The organism is Pseudoalteromonas gelatinilytica (genome assembly GCF_001641615.1).
GTDB classification, from domain to species: Bacteria; Pseudomonadota; Gammaproteobacteria; order Enterobacterales; family Alteromonadaceae; genus Pseudoalteromonas; species Pseudoalteromonas gelatinilytica.
This window is the reverse complement of record NZ_LRRU01000023.1, coordinates 1-20,172: the sequence shown is the minus strand read 5'-3', so window position 1 is coordinate 20,172 and position 20,172 is coordinate 1. Positions and strand designations below refer to the sequence as shown.

Here is a 20,172-nt window from a genome sequence, read left to right as displayed (position 1 = left end):
TCCTTAAAGTGCTAATGGACATTGTGAAGCCGGAATTTTCACGCTCACAGCGTACGATGAACTCCATACACTGCACCCAGCTTGGTTGCAGGCTTTGACTCTGTAATAATATGTTTGTGGTAGTTTTGAGGTGAATGTCTGACTTAAAGCCGTGCCAACATCGACAGAGTTACCCCAACCGGTTCCATTTGGATTTTCTTGTATGTAGTACTTTGTAGGTGTATGACCAGTTGTGTGTAACCAGTTCACTATGAAACCGGCTTGACCTGGTTGATAACTAATAGAGACGTTTGGTGAACCTGGCGGTTCATAAACAGTGACATCTATTGATGTCGCTTGTGAACAGCCATAGGGGTTACATGCTCTTAGTTCAAACGTATAATCACCATAAGCTAAGTTATCAAATGGGATAGCACTGACATAACCAATGTTTTCCCAATTTGAAAATGAGCTGGCTTCATAACTGGACCGCAGTTCAAAATAGGTGACATCTGGGTATAAGTAGTCGGTTTGGTAATTAAAGCCTTGATAGGTATCCCAATTTAATACTAATTGAGCTGTCATTAAATATTCATCACCACTATTCCCTATATTATCTGGATCTAGAGTGATGGCGTCACTTGTATAAATAGACTCAGGCTCATACGGTTCGATTTCAAAAAAGTAATTTTCTGCTGAGACCGATATAGAAGCTGCATTCAATTCGGTGACAAAGTTATCTTGTTCATCAAAAACCAGTAAATCAAATGAATAGTTTCCCGATATAGCAGGAGATATAGAAAACCCCGCGCCTTTTCCAAAATAAATAATTTCTGGATCACCATATGCAATTGATGGCACTTCTTCTACGGGTGTTCCATCAATCTGTAATCTAATCCCATAGTAAAACCCTGAACCTTGCTCCCAAGTTACTCTTACACCTAAATTAGCCATTGGATCATACTGAACGTATAAGCTGCTAGGTATAACTTCAGTGCCTGGAATAGGGTCTGATATGCTGGCAGATAAATATTCCCTTTTTGTTATACCAAGACTCTCCATGTATAAATCGATGAGTGAAGCTGTAGATGAGGTTGGGAGTTCATAAACTGGTATATTATTTTCGAGAGGGACAGAGCTTGGGACATCTTCTTTATTAAGTTTTTTAAGCTTACTGACGTCGAATCTAAGATGCTTACGCTTAAACACGTTATCTTGTCGGTTAGGGTCAAAATTTTTTGCTTTATATTTATTACGCTGTTGAGTTTCGTTGGCTTGTAAATTAGCTTTTGCTTCAGGTATGAATTGATGTGAAAAAATCAGTAACAAAACTGTTAAGATTCCTTTATTCATGGCTCTTTGCATTTTTTCTTCCGTGCCGAGTTTATATGTTAATGAGACTTTAATGAAAGCACGAATTTAACGGCTAGAGTGTACCAATGTGTACCAATGTGTACCAATGTGTACCATTTCTGAATTATGTATATCTGTCTTAAATGAAGCATTATTCTTTAAATACCCAAACTCCGTCATTATTACTTATTTATGTTTTATGGAGGTTAATATTCAAATGAAGGTGTTGTTATGGCAGATAAACATACGCCATCGAATGGCCGAGTGAATCGACATCAATAATCTAGAGACTTCTCAATCGTTCTTGATGTCGATTTAATAAACTCAAAAACTCAGCGGTGTAACTAATCATGTGGCAGTTGGAGAAGCATTTGCTTAGTTAGTTGCGCTTTTTGTAACTTCACAATTTCATTATACGAACAAAACTTTAGAGAAAAATCATGGTCCCATGGGAGCTTTTTAATTATTCCATTCTCACGAAGTGACAATAGTTTTTTTTCAGTTAAACCGGTTAGTTTACTGGCTTCTGATAGGGTTAATTTTTGGAGCGTGGACTGGGATTTTAGTGCTTTTATAAGTTCTAATAGACAATCAGGGTCCACCCTAAGAGACGTTAGGATGTCATAAGAGGGTCGATAACTCGATGCTAGGCGTTGTGTTAGTATTGCTTCTAGTATTTTACCCACAGTTATATTTGACGCATGTAGGAGCGGCATAAGCTCTTTAAGCGTTGGCATCTGTTGGAGAGTGGTGTTAAATGGCAGTGCGTTAAATACAGGGCTTATGTCAACTACTACGCCCTTATTGAGGTTTGCGACTGAGGTAGTAATGATTAGTTCGAATTGCTGAAGCTGTTTAAGCTCAAACAATTCAACTCCGAATAACTGCATAGCGACATCAGCATGAGTCAATAATGGCGGAACTGAACAATTTGAGCCAGCGGCATTGTTATACTCACATTGCGCGAGTTGCTTGAATACTTCATTTGCAGGCCAATTTTGAGACTTTAGATGACGTTGCAATAAGGCTATGGGGATAGTGCGAAAGGTAATTGGCAATTGGTGAGAAAAGTTACTCATCGACTCCGCTAACCACATTTTTGCGCGCCTTTCCTGTGTCAATAATTTGAACCCGTCTTCGATGATTGACCGGATGTGATAGCACTTAGCAAACGTGTGCGTTTTGATGGACAGTTTATGTGGGTTGCGAGCAAAGATACCTGCGAATAGACAGTCACTTAAGTCTTGTGGTGGCAGTGAATCGGGCAATACTGACTGGCATGCGCCCAGGGGGCGCTGGCACGACGCATTAGTGCATCGCGCATTAAGTAAATCTACATCCCAGTGAAGCGGATGGGAGCAATGACTGCACGTATCGATGAGCACATCATTGTGTTTGTCGCATCGGTAAATGAAAGGGGATTGGTGGCTGACTGGAATTACATTATCTTGCGCAATGCATGTAAGGCAAATGCGCGGCAATATGCTGTGTGGTTTTTTAAATAACACACAGCGAACACTTGCTTGACCCATTGGTGCTGTGTCTGGGAGAAGCGCGTCGAGTTCGAATACGCCCGACTTTAGTCCTTTGGCGAGTCTCAGTATTACTGGATCGCTTAACATGTCTCGGATGGTGGTGAAACCATTGCGTTTGGCGAGGCGTAAGCAATAACCGATGATGCTCTCTTGGGGTTTGCAACAAGGTGTGACGGCAAACTGCATACTAATCCTCAGCTTCAAGTTGTTTAAAGTAGTCTTGTTTCACGCATTGCATGGCCTCATCGACCTCGTCTGCGTCCATTTGTTCGGTATCGAAAGGGTTAATTGCGCGTTTAGAGGTGAGCAAAAAGCGTTCGCTGAGATAAGCTAACAACTGAGGTGTGTCCTCAATGTAGTTGGGACGCTCTTCATCAAGAAACAAATCTTCAAGGGTTGAAAATGCGCGCTCTGTGTAAGCTAAGTAAATCCGGTCAAACAGTTCTTTGTCGTCTGGTACCAGCAATTCTCTGAAGCCAATTTTTTGAACGAAGTAGTTCGTGACACGTATCCACTGGGGGGAGCGAGGCTCAATGCGTTCGAGTTTGACTGGTCGCAGCATGCGACGAGATAGTTGCTCATTATCGTCGACAGTATTTTCGCAGGCGCCAAATGCAAGCAAATGCATTGCACGCGTGCTGCCAACAAATACAAAGCTAGTCTGCAAATCTTCCGCGTCAATTAATGCACACAGAAATTTCAACATCTCTAACGCGCGTTGTCCGTCTGTTTTAGGAAGCACTTGTTGGATTTCATCAATGATGAATAACTCAATGCACTTTTCTCGAACGAGTGTTTTGAATTGATGCAGCAACACACCCGCACGCGGCTTGCCTTTGGGCGGCGTTTGGCCAAGAGCAAGAATGAGTATGCAAAGCAGGTCATCGGGGGTTTTCTTTGACTCATCGAGTCGACAATAGAAGACTGGCGCTTTAACCACCTCCGCGGTTTTGATTGTTGGAAACAGTGATAGATACTGTTTTACAGTGAATGTCTTTCCTTCACCGCTGCCGCCATATAGCAGCAACGCTCGCTTACCTGAAACGCGCTGATGTAGTTTATGCACAGCGTGAAGAAACTCCCACGCCTTGCGCAAACTGTCGTGAGGAATAAGTGAGGTCGGCATATCTTGTGTTGTTTTTACTACCATTGCGAATTATCTCGTCTCTTTCTGTTTTTCTTGGTTTTTTTGCTTTGAGTCCAATCGCTTGGTGGCCCTTCGTTTGCTTGCTGAGCCTCGCGTTGAGTAAGCGCAGTGTGGGCATCAGGGAGTGATGCAGAATGACTTTCACTTAAATGTGACTGCTCAACACGCGCTTCGGCGCTGAGTGACCGCGTATTGTTTTCTTCAAAACTGGCTGCTTTTGTACCTGAACGCTTAGACTTGTTGCTGTACTTCGGTTTTCGCAGCTTATCTACATCTCCAACCAACTTGCCACGCGGTGGCTCAGCATAATCGCTGTAAATCCCAATTGACTTTGGTTTTAATCCAGCGAGCTCTTCGTATGATATACGTTCAGCATCGGGGTCTAAGTCGCGGTTGTAAGCCAGTACTTCTTTGTGTGAATTTTCACCAGGTATAAGCGCGGTAACAGACACGGTTCTTGCGTCAAATGGGTTGTAATGCACTGCGACCTTCGGGGCTTTGCCGTTACTTTTGTCTTTATATAAACTTATTTGCTGGAACAGCGACTTCAAATCAGGGCTGGCGAAATCGTGACCATGTAATCTTACTGAGCCGCGCTTATCGAGTCTGTTTGAGCCTTGCTTTACAAATACGTTGAAAGCCGGTGCCATGGCTTCATAATCAGGCAATGCTTGAAGAGACACATGGTGATGCGCGTGCATTGAGTCGTTCCACATCTCAGTTGGCGAGCGATTAGTTTGACCATGACTCCTATTGCTGTACTCGACCAGGTACCGGTGTAACTGGTCTTTAAACTGACTGACAGTGAGTCGTGCTTCTTTTTGAAGATTAACACCCACATCGGCGGCGGTGCGTTTTGCATAGTAACCAGGGATACCAATATGTGCTTGCCCATCGCTGTCAAAAATTGTCCATCCCTTGAAAAACTGTTTACGCATCACGCTGAAGAAAGACTCGATAAAAGGTTTGGCTTGCGGTTTCAATGCGGGTGTGTAGATGAGCGAGCTTTTGAGTCGTTTTACAATTTCTCGGACAATATTATTGTTAAAGCCAGGGCCGTTATCCACCACGTAATTCACTGCATTACCTTGGCCTATCAATTGACTGTCTTTTAACAGCATATTTTGAAAGAGATTTACCACATTTTCTTTGTTTTCAGCTTCGCCAATCTCAACGACAACAGAGACTGGCAGTCGTGAATAACAGTCAATAGCGACCAGTAAACTCACTTTTTCAGTGGCTTTCCCCGTATCATCATCGATGAGGCATAGATTCAATGTGATGCGGTCCATTTCAACACGTTGCAACGCATAATTTTGTCGATATTTTCGTGTGAGAGTCAGTAAAAGCTGATTTCGTTGTGCTTCATTTGCCGACTCGTACTCATGGTCAAATGCTTTGAGTTCATCGATTCTTCGACGAAATGTCCGCTCGCTTGCAATGTGCGAAGGTCGTCGCTCAAGCGGCATGCGTTCGATATGTTCGCAATAGGCTGTATAGTGCCCGCGCTTTTGCTCTGATTTAGACCCATTGAATGTATTTGATAAAAAGCTCAAAAGAACAGATTCTGAATAACTGTCGAGACGCACTTTGCAATCGCGCGCTTTCGAGGCCAGTGCATCATCATCTTTGAGTGATTGGACCCATGTTTTGTACCAGCGCGAGATGGTTGAGCGTGCTGGGTGGCCCTTGCCACCGAGCTGTGGATTGGCACTTTGAGTATCTGGATGGCGTTTTTCAACTTCCTTTATCAAGATATTATAGGTCGATAGCGTCGTGTGATTCAGCCCACGCTCGGTTACGAGCTGATGCAGTGTGTGAATGTATTTAACACGTAAGTCACGCACACGAATTTGAGGCTCTGTCAGCGTTGGTCTGGGCGTGAAATCAAGCGCTGGCTGCAACTCACTGGATTGCAGTTTATTTTTGAACTCCTCCACCGATAGAGGTAGAGCCGAGGAGGGGTTATCATCTTCTTGGAGAATGACTTTATAGGGGTCTTCATATAGTAAAGAGACAGAGCGCCCGTCGTCAAAGTTCAGTTTACCCCCAATCCCTATGCCGAACATGAGCCACCTCCGCGAACTTTTTGATTAGCTGTTAAGATAGTTTCGCTCGACAAGCAGTTGCGTAGGTCTGTGTCATACCAGGCGTCAATAATCAGCTTGTAAGCGAGCGATAGGGGCGCGTCATCTCTCTCTGCAAGCCAGGAAACGAGCTCACCGAGCGTTAGACTGTGCGGCAAATCACACAGTAGCAAATCATTCGGAATAACATCCGCAGCAATAAAGAGCATTTGCTCATAAGCCTGTGTGCAACCAAGGTTTATGTAACGCTCTGTGACCAACTCAATTGGACGGCCTGTGGTTTTGACAGAGTAAGCAGAGAACTTTTTAAGCTTCTGTGCATACTCGGCGTCGACGCGAGAAGACTGGTGTACTTCAATGTATTTACCCCGGCCACTGTGATACACAACCAAAAAGTCGGGCGTGTACGATTGCCCATCACATGACATGGTTTCAGGCTGGCTCGCATAGCTTTTAACATTCGGGTCTAATTCCAAACCTCGCGCAAAGGCTGCTTCTAAAGCGCTCTCTAGCTTAACCGCACATTGATTTTTGGGAGAGTACATACGAATTATGTGACGCCCACGATGTTTGTTCGCTTTATAATGAGTCATAGCAACCCCCTAAAAGCACATCAATCCATTTCATTCTTGCTGTCTCTTTTTTCAAAATAGAACAGCGGGAAGTTAACAATTTTTGCCTTTTCCCTAAATTATTCGTCCGGCAATTTGATTGAGATTTGGGCTGTCGGAAGCTCTTTTTTTGTCTGGCAGCAGGGTAAATTGACGCAAAATGAGCGCGAAGAGGAAGAAATGATGAGCGAAATAGCTCATAAAATTGGGACGATTGCATGGTCTGACCACCTTTCGATTACAGACGAAACAATCTGGATCTTACCTTACTCTTGTCGTTTCCAAATGTCACGAACAATTGATTAAAAAATAACAAATCAATGATTTTGAATGGTAATTGTTGTTTTTTTTGAGTTTTTAACTGACGTTTTACCGGAATTTTATGCTCGTAAATACGCTGATTTTGGGGCGCCTACACCAAAAATGCGTTTTACAGCAATTATAAGTGCCGTTTTTGTGTGCCAAAAGGAGGGGATGGCCAAATACGTTTCATATTTCTTCATCAAAGAACAGAGATGCCTCTTATTCAGAACTCGATGAGATGAACCAGCGCAAAGCATAATTATCGTGGTACATCAATTATGAGAGAAAATCATTCGGGGTACTTCGAAAATCAGCTATCGGTGTTTGTGGGAAGTTCGAGACTGAATTCTATTTTGCAAAAATCCAAAGTGAGTGAGGACGATACGGTCTAGAGCATAAGGTACTATTTGTAAGAATCTAAAAAGCAGACAGATGCAAAAGCTGACTTGTTATGCCCCAAAATCATTTAAAGCTATACCTCATCACACCTCGCTACTTGCACGAATTTTTGTAATGAATCAATATACAATTAGTTTTTTAGCTACTTAATTATTTTGTCAATTTATTTGATATTAATTTGCAGCATGTGTTTAAGGGATTGATTATGGAACTGCAGACCAGACTAGTATTTATCGATACAAACGCTTTTGAAAAGAAAAATTATCAATTTGGGCAACACGCACTTGGTCGTCTTCAAGAACTAATTGAGGATGATAAAATTCACTTGCTCATTACTGATGTGACAAGGAAAGAGATCGACTCCCATCTCAGACGTAAATCTGAAGAAGCAGCATCTATGATAAAGAAGATGCAAAAAGATGCGATGTTCCTAAGAAACACCCCCGAGCTTGATTGTCATGGCATCTTCACCAGGGTTAAAGGTGATGATATTTATGCTGTTATCAGTGAAAAATTTAATGATTTCGTCGAAAACGGTTACGTCGAAACAATTGATGTAAATACTGTTAAACCTCAAGTTGTATTTGATGCTTATTTCAACAACCTTCCTCCATTTGGCAAAGAATCAAAAAAGCACGAATTTCCTGATGCATTTGCGCTAGAAGCAATTAAACAGGTGAGCTTAGCTAGAGGATATTCAGCCTATATCGTTAGTGACGATGGCGATATGAAATCATTCTGTGACAAAGAAGATAACTTCATTCATCTTGAAAACGTAGATGACCTAATAGACCTAATTGTTCGAAGCGACAAAGCGTACGAAGAACCAGCCAAATTTGCTGATGAAATATTCGAACAACTCCTAGAGCAAATCAAAGCGGATGCACTTCAAACTCTCGAAGATGGCGAGTTCAACTATGAAAACGCAGATCCTTTCGATGAAATTATCAATTCTATAGAAATCAACTCGGTGAATGTTGAGAAAAAAAACTTACAGAGTGTCGATGCCGAGTGGGCTGAATATGAAGTAGAATTTGAGGTGGTTGTTACGGCAGATTACCGATTCTCAGATTATGACCGTTCACCTTGGGATCCTGAAGACAAGCAATATGTATTCGTCTTCAGTAATCAGTCAACAGTTAAACACAAAGAAACATACACTGCCCATTTAACACTTGCCTATACCGATGGGTTAAAAGCTAACGCATGCATTGAAGAGTTTTACTTCCAAGATACATATTTTGAGCTGACTGATAATGATTCCGAAGTCATTAGCTTCAAAGAACTTGATATCAACGGTGAATGACATGAAGCTATATGTAATAGGTAATGGCTTTGATGTTCATCATGGCCTTGACACTTGGTATACATCTTTTGGGCTTTATCTAAAAAATAACTACAGGGAAACTTATGAGCTATTGCTCGACTATTACGGGTTTACTGACTTAGACCCTGATTTTCCAGCAACATTATCAGACCCTTTATGGTCTGAATTTGAAACGAGTATGTCACTGCTTGATAAAGATTCCGTTTTGGAAGCGAACATGGATTTAATGCCAAACTATTCTTCCGATGACTTTCGAGACAGAGACCGATACACGCTTCAATTTGAGATGGAGCGAATACTTAGCCTTTTAACCACTGATCTGTATAAAGCATTCAAAGAGTTCATATTGTCTGTACAGTTTCCTCAGTTTGAAGATAGTCGCTCAGTAAACATTGATAGAGATGCTGTTTACCTCACATTCAACTACACCGATACGCTTTCTCAATACTACTCAATTCCCGATGAAAATGTGCTATTCATACACGGGAAATCTGATGAACATGTTGATGAGTTAATTCTCGGTCATGGGATTGATCCTGAAAATTTCAAAGAGAAACCTGTCGAACCACCATCAGGATTGAGTGATGAAGATTTAGAACGTTGGATGGAATATCAATCTGATCAATATGACTACTCATTCGAGCTTGGTAAGGATGTTATTAATCAGTATTTCTCAGCAACTTTCAAGGGAACAGACCAGATCATAAAAAACAATGAAGACTTCTTTGCAAAGCTCGGCAATATTGATGAAGTATATGTTCTCGGCCACTCATTAGCTGACGTTGATTTACCCTATTTTCAGAAGTTGGCTCGATCCGTCCAACCAGATGCTCAATGGGTTGCGACTTTTTATGACCCTGATGATGAGAAGGTACACTATGACACTCTAGCAGGACTCGGAATAACCAACGTTGCAGTTGTCAAAATGGAACAGATCTAAACGAAAAACTGAAATATCATTAGCGATTGCGATGGACTCTAACATTGTTCTTCCCAAGTATTGCTTATGTGAAGATTTCAATTTTAAACATCAGCTCTAACGCATATTTGTCTAAAGGCGTGTTATAAATATTTCTCGCCTTTGCGTCAAAACGAGTTTACACAAATGCTTTTGGGGTGACTGACTTTGAACGAAGTGCAAAGCTAGTCGGTAAGATAGCATTTTAAATCAAATATTTAATAAAATTAATTTCTTCGGCTAGTGGTTTCTGTGTTCGTAAAAATATAATTGCTTATTGAGGTAAATTTAGGTGTAATGAATAAATATTAAGCGCTGAGTAATGCAGGGAAAGCTTACATAACACTAGCTAAGCTGATTAAATTTGCTAGGAAAGTGAGAACCTCCAAAAAGCCTATTTTAATAAATAAAGCAATAGCATAAACAACACCAACCCTGGCACCCCGAGCAGGTAGCGGATCAGTCCAACAAGCGATTATGCTACACAGATAGCGTGTCGCATAAATACTAAAATGTTAAGGCAAAAGAGGTTAGAGCATGAGGTTAATATTAGAGAAATGTGAGAAGGACGATTTCGTTTACATATCGACGGTTTTAGATAGCTATCTGTCCTTTACCAATGATAAGCGGCGAAAAGAGCTCTTAGCTCTCAGTGAGGCCTGCGCTGAATCGAAATCTGAGCTAATAGAGTTGATGGATAAACAAATTCGCTATTATGGCTCGTCCGATATCGCGTACATCAAGCGGGCACTTTTAGGTGAAGATGGTGGTGTGTCATCAAACGAAATTGTTGAAGATGTTTGTGAGAAATTGAAAGTGAAAATAAAGAAAGGCGGCTCTTTGGAGTCACGCCTTGAAAGACTTGTAAATTCTGTTGTGGAGAAGGAGCTTACAAGTAAAAGCCCCTCTGAGCTTGCAGAAGCATTCAAGGACATTGGTGTTGGGGACGCCGATTCGGAACAGATAATAGAGCACATAAAGAAGAACGGAAAAGTTGCAGTATTGCCAATCGTGGCCCAGATTCTTGGCCCCAAAATAACGCTGGGTATTATTGAGACAATTATTGTAAGTCTAATTGCGCAAATAATAGGCCGGGAAGCTGCGAAGCAGTTAATCAAAGAGCTAATTAAACGAAACCCATGGCTGAATGCGCTAGGGCCTATTCTTTGGATTATATCGGGAGTCTGGTTAACCCTTGATTTGCAGGGGGCCGCCTACAGAAAAACCGTGCCAATATGCTTGTATCTTGGTGTAGTAGGGCTTCGCGACGGCGCTGAGGACGATAAGCCTTAACAAAGCCATGCACGCGACAAGCGCGTGATGGCGGCATTGGTCTGCTTATGGCACACAGCTTTCCTTTATCTCAGACTAATTTATGTCCAAAGGCGTGTTATAAATATAACCCGCCTTTGCCCCAAACCTAGCTAACGTAAATGCTCTAAGAAAAGCTTTGAGCGAACTGCAAACGAGTTAGCAGCTAGGTAGGTGATTAAAATCAATTATTAATAGCTCAGGCAAGCGGCATCTATACGTATAAAATATAATTGATAATCCAGCCGAATCTAGGTGTAATGTATACATGTTAAACGCTGAGTAACGCAGGGATAGCTTAGATACGATAGACACGCCAGTAAAGTTGGTTTGGTATCACTTAGGCCATAAAAACAAATTCCCATACCATAAACAGCACCAACTCTGATATATCGAGCAGGTAGCGCCTCAGTCCAACAAGCGATTATGCAGCACAAACTGCGTGTCGCATAAATACTGAAATGTTATAAGTAAAATGGAAACTTTACATATGGATATAGTCTTTGGTGCTCTTTTCACATTGTCGGCCATAGTGGCATTTCTATTTTTTGCAGCGTATTGGAAAGTTGTATTAATATTTTTCGTAATAATGCTTACAGTGTTGGAGCCTAAAGTTGGCATCCCAATAGCTTTTGTTTCTTCATTTCTTGTTATGATTTGGTTTGAACGCAAAAATCTAAGCACAGTTTTGGTTATAGAGTCACTTAAGTTTTCATTTTACATAACCATTGGCGCATTTATCATAGGTTTAGTATTTGAAGCTATTTTTGCAGGTGGCTCAGGTTATAGTGGTTGTTCACGAGGCAATCCTACAGGGTGCTAATTTGCTTATAACAAGCAATTAAACAGGGATAAAAAAACTTGCGGGCTATTCGTTTCGCTCAATTTTAGCCCTCAATTTTTTATCCGTTTATCGGGCATTATACAAGGTAAGCAATGTTCATACTAAATAACAAAGATAATAGAGATTACAAAGGAATTTTCACTGGTGTAGAGGGGGTAGTTTTTGACCTTTCCGAAAAACAAATCAGTAATAAGGTGAATTCAGATTGGCTTGAAATTTCTGAAGGTGACTTGGCTTGTGTTATTAGTGCAAGCAGGAAAATGAGCACGATCTACAAGGTCAGCTCTCCAATAGAATATGGAGAGATAAAAGGAGAAAAGGGTGGTGTCTTGTATGTTATTACCGGTAAAGTCGTAGCAAAAATACCGGGAGAACCTGAAATGACACCGCTACTGAACAAGTTCAATGTACTACACAGGAGGTTACCAGGTAACCAATACTCAAACGGTTTCAATGTGGCGAACTTAGGGTCTCAACTTGATGCACTTCAAGTTAAGTCTAGAGCTGGCTTGGTTAGTCTCGCGGAACTCAAGTGCCAAGAAATTGTATAACAAGGTGCTGTAGATCGACGCCTTGCTTTGCGCACTTTTTGCGCAGCACCTACGCTCCTATATTTGCTCAAAAACCACACAAAGTAAGCCGCTGCCGCGCACGGCGTTATGTTTACAAGAAGTTAGGACTATGAAATATACGAAAAATCAGCATATGTTGTCTCAGTGGTTTTTAAGAAATTTTCGCAGTGATGACACTGCAAATGCACCAAAAGACAAGCAAAGGGTATGGTGTCATAGTGTCAACATATCAGATGAAGGTGAGAATGATATTAAAGAAATTCCGTTGCCAATATCATCGATAGCAATTAACAAAGATTGTTTTATGTTAGTTGATTGTGACTCTCTAAAGAAGTTTGATATAGAGGATGAATTATCTGAATATGAGAGAGATACATCTGTTTTATTTAATGAATTAGTGCATAAGCACAAATTTCACAAACTGCTTGATGTTAGTAGAAAGGGCAATGCTCTGGAGAAAATGGTTAACTTTATGGTTATCCAAATGTTGCTTGGCTTTTTAAATCCTCAAAATAAGATGGATGATAAAGAGGAGGTTCTAGAGAATATTTTAACAGATATGGTAGAAAACTATGAAAGAATTAAAGAACTTATAACTAATCCACCGACCGAGATTCAACCATTCTTTTCTCAAAATATTTTTAAAAAAATGCTAAGAGTGATTAAGTCTAATTCGGAAGTGTACGAAAAGTGTAAAGCTCTACTCTTTCTTTCAATGGTAGCCGAAGCTAAAAACCTACCTGCGCCAATAGGCTATTTAGCTAGGCTTAGAAATGGAATATTCTCAAAAATTCATATCACCGGTATTTATCATACTGGCTATGAATTCGATAGCACAGAAATAAGGCCTGTCTTCACGACGAGCCCTAACGTGGTGATGTTCAATCAGAATAACTTCAATTTATTGCCAATATCGCACAATTTAGCAATAGGTTTTTCTCTTGGAGTCGCTGAATACTATAACTCGCACTTGAACATCTTTAGTGTTTATCCAAACAAATTAAAATGCAGAAGTAGCAAAAAGATCAAGATTTATCGTGTATCTCATGATTACATGGATGGTATTACTGGATGGATAAATTGGATTGGTGTGGGACAAACAAAAACAATGTATACGCCATATGAATTGAAAGATATTGAGCGTTACCTACAGCATCAAAATGATAATTACGAACACCACTATTCGCCGGATGAACCAGAGTTGGTCGAAATGTAAGATAACAAGCGCCTAAACTCCGACAATGTTCTGTTGTCATGGTTTTGGCAAACAACGCAAAAAGCCATGCCAACACATTGCGCGTTAGGCGGCGTCACCGAATACTATAACGCGCTTTTGTCCAGAGGCGGGTTATGTATATAACTCGTCTTTGCCCCAAAATGAGTGAGACAATAGCTAAGTTTATAACATAGACAATGTCATCTAAGCGTCTCAAAGAAAAAATGAGTGATATGTCAGCGGTGTTTCTTACAGGCATATTATCACGAATTAAACAGCCGATGCTGAAGTGAAGCCTCTAGATATGCTTTTTCAAAGGCTTCATATTCGGAAGTTAATGGCACAAAACAGTGCTTAATGTTGTTATATGCGAGTTGTCTTGGCTTATCTTGAAGCATAAATAATTGCACCACTACTCTAACAACAAGCTCCTCTATGGAAATATTGTCGTCACTATTATTGACCTGCATACCTTGATATAACTGCCACAACTCCACATGCTTCTGACTAGTTGAAATTAGTTGTGATTCTATTTTGACGGGAGTAGCTAGTGCCAAGTAAACAAAGACAAATGCCACGAATGACTCTAGGTCTTTATAGCAATGCCTAAATAGAAAACTTCTCAAAAGCTCTAGAGTTGGTGCTGGCTGTAAAGCCATATCAAATTGGTTAATAGAAAAACCAAGCATTTTAAGAAAAAGTTCCACAGCTTCTACGGTATCTCTATTAGTTGTAAATACTTTATCAAAGATTACATTAAACTCAGTATCTAAGTAATCAATTTCATTCAGAGTCTTAGAGTGAAACGCTAGGGTTTCAGCAAGCAGACTTAATGTCATATTTGGGATTTGAAAGCCTAGTGAAGACGATTTTGAAATCAGCGTAAATTTATCTTCTTGCGATAGATGAGTTTTATTGTGCAACATCTCAATGACGTTGAAGATATTAGCGCTTGTAATTTGTTCTTTATTACTGACATTTACTAATTGGAGTAAATTTAAATCATCAACTATGAAAAGTGCATCATGCCTCTTAATAGCCTCAAGATAAGAATTTACTGGACTACTTTCCTCATCATAAAATAGAACCATTTTCGATTTAAACTTGTTCATGGTGTCTAAGATATCTTTTGCCAATCCAGCATATATTGTACCTGCTACTGGGTGGCTATTTTTGGCAAACCGTTCAAATGTCGAGTTTAGCACACAAAACTCGGAAACAATTTCTAAAAATGGCTCTAACAATTGCAACTCATGCAATATCAACAACGTTGTGTCTTCAATAATTACAGTACGTTCCGTTGTGAACTCTAGATTAAAAGTTTGCCCATCTAATTGTGGGGCATGTTTAATCTTGAATTCTAAGTGCTCTTCGGCACTATTCAAGGAGTTCATCCAGCTAGTAAAAATATCATGAGTATCACTAAGAAACCTATCAAGCAAAACAAATGGCACAGGCAAACTACCATTTCTTATCTTTAGCTTATTTTGTTCCCATTTAGCTAACTGCTCATCCGTTATACCTGCCATTTTATGAAGAGAAGCAACTAATGAATCTGCATCACCTCCTACGTCTACATATCCTTGTTTCAAAATAGATGAATTAGGAAAATTTTTAGAGTAGTTTGCCAATCTGGCTTGAAAATCAGCAATTTCATCTTTATCTTTTGTATTTGCTGAAGTAAGAAAAAATATTAAAAATCGCCCCTCTTCTTCCATATCATTTTGGTTAACTAACTTACCAAACTGCCTAATTGCTGTAGCCGTTTTTACTGAGCTATTTGACTTAGAAGATAATATTGATATGAGGTTAACTAAAACTGAAATCTTATGTTCGCGCTCTGCAGATGCCTCCAATATGTCAAATAGGGCACTTTCTACTTCATCCATTAACCCCATTTGTAGGCATATATTGGCGTAGTAATGACGATGTTCTAGAGAAAATGGATTTTCCTCTATAGCCCTTTTTATAACACCATGAGCTAGACCTAATCTACCAAGGTTGTGATAACAGACCGTTTGAATAATAGTCCAGTATGGATCGTACACTTCTCTGTCGATGTGTTTTTCAGCAACAGATAGTGCCAATTCATGCTGACCAGAAGTAATATAGGCTTGAGCCAATCTAAGATAGTCTTTTTCGAAGAGTTCATGAGTATTCAATATGCATTCAGAAAGCTCGCAAATACGGTGCGCATGACCAATCACGGTAGGGTTCAAATAGCGAAATAGCTGCTCTGCAATTTCAACAGGCTTATTTAAACGTTGGTACTCCTTATAGAGTTGATCACAATATTGCCCTCTACTGTCAGGGTTTTGATTGGAATTTTGAATAAAAGAATTGATAGCTAAAACAGCTTCTCCATTCTCAAACTCTTTTACCAAATCTATATATTTGCAAGCTAGCTCCTCTTCCATTTGTTTTTCAGCTAATTCAGCGCCCACGCAAAATAGTAACGCTGTATTTTGTGGCCGATCTTCTAATATTCGAGACTCTCCTTTGCGTAAGTAGTCAAGTGCAACTCTTGATTTACCCAAGTGATAATACGATAAAATTAATAAGCCATAATCATTGCCATTATATTCAATGTTTTGGGAATTAAGTAAAGAAATAGTTTTCTCATGTAGCCCTTTATTGAAAGCTAATGTTGCATAGTGTTTTGCTAAATCTACGTTATGTGGTCTTTGTTTTAAAATTTCTTCGAAGTAATAAAATAGTTCATCTGCCTTATTAAAATAACCAAAGATCAATGAACTAATATCTAACAGAATAGATATATCACTTGGATACCCTGTTTTTTTAGCAAAATCCCAAGCCTTTTCTGCATGAAAGAGTGCCTTTTTTAATAACTGAACATCAAAAGTAACTTTCCCTTGAATAGGTAACACCTCACCATACACAGAGCTTTCTGACGTAGCTTTGACGTATGCCCTCCTTGCGGCGAATGCATGATAAGAATATCTATTACGATCGTTGTCTAACAAGTCTTCGCTATTGCTATCTAGTAGTTGATCAAGTTCTTCATCATTTTTCGTTAAAGTAAGAATCACTAACTGTCCAACTATCCTGTTTGGGTACTTAGCTTTTAAAATACCTAGTGCTTCATCAGCTTTACCAATCAAAGCTAAACACTTGCACTTAGTCATAGCGTTGCCAAATTCGTCATCATCCAATGAGTCAGCTATCTCTTGGAGTTCTATTGGATCTGGAACTTCAGATAACTTAAATTTTGACTCCAAAAAACCTAATTTATATCGATCTTTATCTGAGTATTGCAATGCGTCTTCAAAATACCTATTCGCTTCTTGAAACTTAGTTTGTAATGAAAGAAATGCAGCTTTTTGATAAAGAAATTCAGCTTTCTCATGCGAGGTAAGTTCAGAAAACTCTCCTTCCAAATCAGCCAATAAATTGTTGGCGCTATCCAACTGATTGCAATTTAAATAGTCGCTGCATAACTTTAGTTTTGTTGGTGTCTCACCGTTAGGGTTAACTAGCCAAGGTTCGTCACCTTGGTTTTCTGCTGCCTTTAAAATAAGAGGCTTTTCAGATATTGCATTAGTAATACTTTCTATAGACTTAGCCACATTTTGACTGAGTGGTTTTATTTCTCTTTTTAACTCAGCAACCTTGAGCTTTTCGTTTAATCTTTCATCGTAATAATCATATATATCAAGATTAGGAATCAATAAGTTACTTGTTGGAATTTTAACAGATATAGTTTCTTGCTCTTCAAGCTTTGCTTTATTATCAAAGAACCAATCATCATCAAGCCAAAAATAATATACAGGGCAGTTCCATATCTCATCATTACTATCTTTAAGGTCAACCACCGCGACCATTACAGCAGGTTCTTGCCTGTTATAATAATTAAGAGTCTTAACTTTAAAGTCATATGAAATATATTTGTTATCTTTACTGTAGCTAGGAACAGTTGTTCCCTTCAACTGAACATAAAAGCTAGCCCCTACAAAGCCAGCATGAGACTTCAATTGAATGACATAATCAACGCCAAAATCAGTGTCACCAGATTGATCTGTAGGAATCCACGCCCTTGGTTTTTTGACTCCAAAAACGTCCGCTGCAAGCCTACCAATTTCCTGGCTGGTACTTTCTCTGGGTAAATCACTCATAACAAATTTTTGATATCATACAGCGTTAAATACTATGTCTCTAATTTAACACAAAGCCTTAAAAGTGAAACTTAATTTTCTAGTGAAAGATAAACTTACCAAACCAGATATCATCACCCATTTTGAGATATGGATCTGACGTAAATTTGGAACATAACTCTTATTGGCAGGCAAGATGCTAAGAATTTTATTTCTTTTACGATAACTCACTTCTGTCCATAGATGGGTTATAAAAATAACTGTCGGATAGACGACACCTGTTACCAAGTGTCGCCCTCCTAAGAACCGTACGTGCAACTTTCACTGCATACGGCTCAAGCCTTCACGAAGGCACCTAATTGGTACCCAGCAACTTATAAAGCAGCGAGATTAGGTTCATTCCAAGAGTTGCGGCATTGCCTCTTTGCTTTTCTCTTTGCCAAGTATTCTTGGTATAAAGGATCAAAAGGCGTAGCTTCACTCCTGATTTTCACATGTCTCTCTATTGGCACCTTAGCTATTTGAAATAGATTAAACTGACAATCCATGTTCATGCTCTTCAGCCAACCGTGAAATTGCCATTGGCCTCGACGGTTGATAAAGTACTTCATGGCGATCCAAGTTTTTGATTTTGTTGGATGACGCCTTTTAGCCCAATGCCATAACGCTAGAAATAGTTTGTGACTCACATATCCGAATATTTGTTTAGCAACGCAGTGACGATAGTAGTTCGACCATCCCCTGAGTTTCGGATTTATCAACTTGATTAGATCATTAACGGGGGTGGTTGCGTGCTTTTTGATGAGTTCGCGCAAGTTACTCAGAAATATTAACGTGTTAGATTTGCTCGGTTTAATGAGCAGTTTTCCTTTGTACTTCCTATGGTTAAAGCCTAGGAAGTCAAAACCACGGCTAATGTGAGTAATGTGCGTTTTCTCTTCGGAGAGCGTTAAGCCTCTGTGTGCTAAGAAGTCAGCAATCAACGGTTTGATATCGTTCTCCAGCACGTCCTTTGAAGTGCAAGTGACGACGAAATCATCAGCGTATCCTATAAAGTTGGCTCTCGCCCCATTTTTAAGTGCGGTGGACTTTATGCGTTGCTCAAGACCTGCAAGAGTCATCAGCATCAAGGTTGGAGATATGATCCCGCCTTGTGGTGTTCCCTCGTCAGTGCGATAGAACAGCCCTTTGTCCATAAAACCAGACTTTAACCATTGTTCCAATATTCGTTTATCTACAGCTATATTATTCATAAGCCATTGATGCCCAATCTTGTCGAAACAGGCTTTAATATCTCCCTCAAGAACCCATTGTGCGGATTGCTTTTTACTCAAACAGAGAAAACACTGAGCAATAGCATCAGCAGTACTTCTGTTGCGCCGAAAGCCGTAACTATTTGGGTCAGCAAGTGTTTCTGACACAGGCTCTAGTGCGAGAAGGTGAAGCGCTTGTAGCGCTCTATCGACCATGCACGGGATACCTAAAGGTCTGAGCTTGCCGTTTTTCTTAGGGATGTAGATACGCTTGAGCGGTTTGGCTTGATAAGCTTTTCTGCTCAATTGATTGACTGCTTTCATGCGGCGCGTATCCGTATTCCAGATGACGCCGTCTATTCCGGGCGTTTTACTGCCTTTGTTTTGTGATACTCGCTTAACAGCAAGAAGTTTTGCCGAATGCGAGTGAGTCAGTATCCACTGCAACGCTTTCGCTTTGCCGTGTTTACTTTCTCTTGTTGCTTTTGCAATACGCATCTGAAGCTTTAAAACGTGTGACTCAACAGTTTTCCAATTTATGGATTGCCATTGAGCACTGTCAGGAGAGGCACTAATCTCTTTTGAAATCATCATTTGCGTTTCTCCTTGAATAAAGTTCTTCAAATTCTCTTGCAAAGGAAGACCAGTCGGAAGTCAGCTCACTTTCGTGCCAGACAGACGTCTGTATCTGCATCATTACAATCCAGCCTTTGCTTTCTCCAACATCCTCTACCTGCACCACTATCGGCTATATAAGCTTTCCCAAAGGGAGTGATACAGGCTTACCGTGTTCCGTATGTTGCGCAATGTCAGGTTAGATGCCCGCTATAGTGCGGAGAGTACAGTGACCACGAAAGAGCATGGGGCAATCTCTTTCCGACTCTCGCGCCTTTTGGCTACAGCGTATTAACCACTTCCGCTGTTTCATCATATAACGCACCTTACGCGGATTCACTTATGTTCATCATACTGACTGCCTAGCACTCACCCGATTTGTGGTTATCAGGAGGATCGTCCTCTCACGATTAAGATCCCGATTGGCGCATACCAACCTTCGTTACATTGTCAGAGCCGCTACTTTATTCAGGCTCCTAGGATCATCTGGTGATACAGATGGTTCACTCATTAAGCGGTGAACAGCGCTTCATACGACTTCACGTCGCAC

The 20,172-nt window shown here is 40.2% G+C and carries 14 protein-coding genes; 7 read left to right on the top strand and 7 right to left on the bottom strand.

Features of this window, described 5'->3' with window-relative positions; translation table 11 throughout:
- Positions 1 to 3: 3 nt before the first annotated feature.
- Together NH153_RS20095 and NH153_RS21800 are read right to left on the bottom strand one after the other, a co-directional pair.
- Positions 4 to 1,332, bottom strand: a complete 1,329-nt coding sequence (locus NH153_RS20095; protein ID WP_156503659.1) for a hypothetical protein — start codon at positions 1,330 to 1,332, stop codon at positions 4 to 6.
- A 344-nt stretch (positions 1,333 to 1,676) separates the two neighbouring features.
- On the bottom strand, positions 1,677 to 2,429 hold the full coding sequence (locus tag NH153_RS21800; protein WP_156503658.1) for a hypothetical protein: 753 nt from the start codon (positions 2,427 to 2,429) through the stop codon (positions 1,677 to 1,679).
- 264 nt (positions 2,430 to 2,693) lie between these two features.
- Here NH153_RS21800 and NH153_RS21795 point away from each other — a divergent pair, with 264 nt between their 5' ends.
- Entirely contained in the window at positions 2,694 to 2,837 is a 144-nt protein-coding gene (locus NH153_RS21795; protein WP_156503657.1) for a hypothetical protein, read from the top strand.
- A gap of 217 nt (positions 2,838 to 3,054) precedes the next feature.
- Here the strand turns inward: NH153_RS21795 and NH153_RS20085 are convergent, their stop codons facing one another.
- The 3 genes from NH153_RS20085 to NH153_RS20075 form a co-directional block, all read right to left on the bottom strand.
- Positions 3,055 to 4,017: an AAA family ATPase gene (locus tag NH153_RS20085; protein ID WP_063707260.1), complete on the bottom strand. Its 963-nt coding sequence runs from the start codon at positions 4,015 to 4,017 to the stop codon at positions 3,055 to 3,057.
- Positions 4,011 to 5,954, bottom strand: coding sequence for a TnsB C-terminal domain-containing protein (locus tag NH153_RS20080; RefSeq protein ID WP_167350250.1), 1,944 nt, complete (start codon positions 5,952 to 5,954; stop codon positions 4,011 to 4,013). The genes NH153_RS20085 and NH153_RS20080 overlap by 7 nt, the downstream gene beginning before the upstream one ends.
- Before the next feature lie 116 nt (positions 5,955 to 6,070).
- Positions 6,071 to 6,694: a TnsA endonuclease N-terminal domain-containing protein gene (locus NH153_RS20075; RefSeq protein ID WP_063707256.1), complete on the bottom strand. Its 624-nt coding sequence runs from the start codon at positions 6,692 to 6,694 to the stop codon at positions 6,071 to 6,073.
- A 925-nt stretch (positions 6,695 to 7,619) separates the two neighbouring features.
- Here NH153_RS20075 and NH153_RS20065 point away from each other — a divergent pair.
- From NH153_RS20065 to NH153_RS20040, 6 genes are all read left to right on the top strand, one after another.
- On the top strand, positions 7,620 to 8,720 hold the full coding sequence (locus NH153_RS20065; protein WP_063707251.1) for a PIN domain-containing protein: 1,101 nt from the start codon (positions 7,620 to 7,622) through the stop codon (positions 8,718 to 8,720).
- Position 8,721: 1 nt separating this feature from the next.
- The gene (locus tag NH153_RS20060; RefSeq protein WP_063707249.1) at positions 8,722 to 9,681 is read left to right on the top strand and encodes a bacteriophage abortive infection AbiH family protein; all 960 of its coding nucleotides are present in this window, start codon (positions 8,722 to 8,724) and stop codon (positions 9,679 to 9,681) included.
- A gap of 555 nt (positions 9,682 to 10,236) precedes the next feature.
- Positions 10,237 to 10,992 carry a hypothetical protein gene (locus NH153_RS20055; protein ID WP_063707246.1) on the top strand — a complete coding sequence of 252 codons (756 nt, stop codon included), beginning with the start codon at positions 10,237 to 10,239 and terminating at the stop codon, positions 10,990 to 10,992.
- A gap of 508 nt (positions 10,993 to 11,500) precedes the next feature.
- The gene (locus NH153_RS20050) at positions 11,501 to 11,833 is read left to right on the top strand and encodes a hypothetical protein (protein ID WP_063707244.1); all 333 of its coding nucleotides are present in this window, start codon (positions 11,501 to 11,503) and stop codon (positions 11,831 to 11,833) included.
- 113 nt (positions 11,834 to 11,946) lie between these two features.
- On the top strand, positions 11,947 to 12,405 hold the full coding sequence (locus NH153_RS20045; RefSeq protein ID WP_063707242.1) for a hypothetical protein: 459 nt from the start codon (positions 11,947 to 11,949) through the stop codon (positions 12,403 to 12,405).
- A gap of 130 nt (positions 12,406 to 12,535) precedes the next feature.
- Entirely contained in the window at positions 12,536 to 13,642 is a 1,107-nt protein-coding gene (locus tag NH153_RS20040; protein ID WP_063707239.1) for a DUF4238 domain-containing protein, read from the top strand.
- A gap of 263 nt (positions 13,643 to 13,905) precedes the next feature.
- Here NH153_RS20040 and NH153_RS20035 read toward each other — a convergent pair whose 3' ends face one another.
- Positions 13,906 to 17,775, bottom strand: coding sequence for a DUF4365 domain-containing protein (locus tag NH153_RS20035; protein ID WP_063707237.1), 3,870 nt, complete (start codon positions 17,773 to 17,775; stop codon positions 13,906 to 13,908).
- 353 nt (positions 17,776 to 18,128) lie between these two features.
- Positions 18,129 to 19,601: a group II intron reverse transcriptase/maturase gene (gene ltrA / locus NH153_RS20030; RefSeq protein WP_063700015.1), complete on the bottom strand. Its 1,473-nt coding sequence runs from the start codon at positions 19,599 to 19,601 to the stop codon at positions 18,129 to 18,131.
- Positions 19,602 to 20,172: the final 571 nt, after the last annotated feature.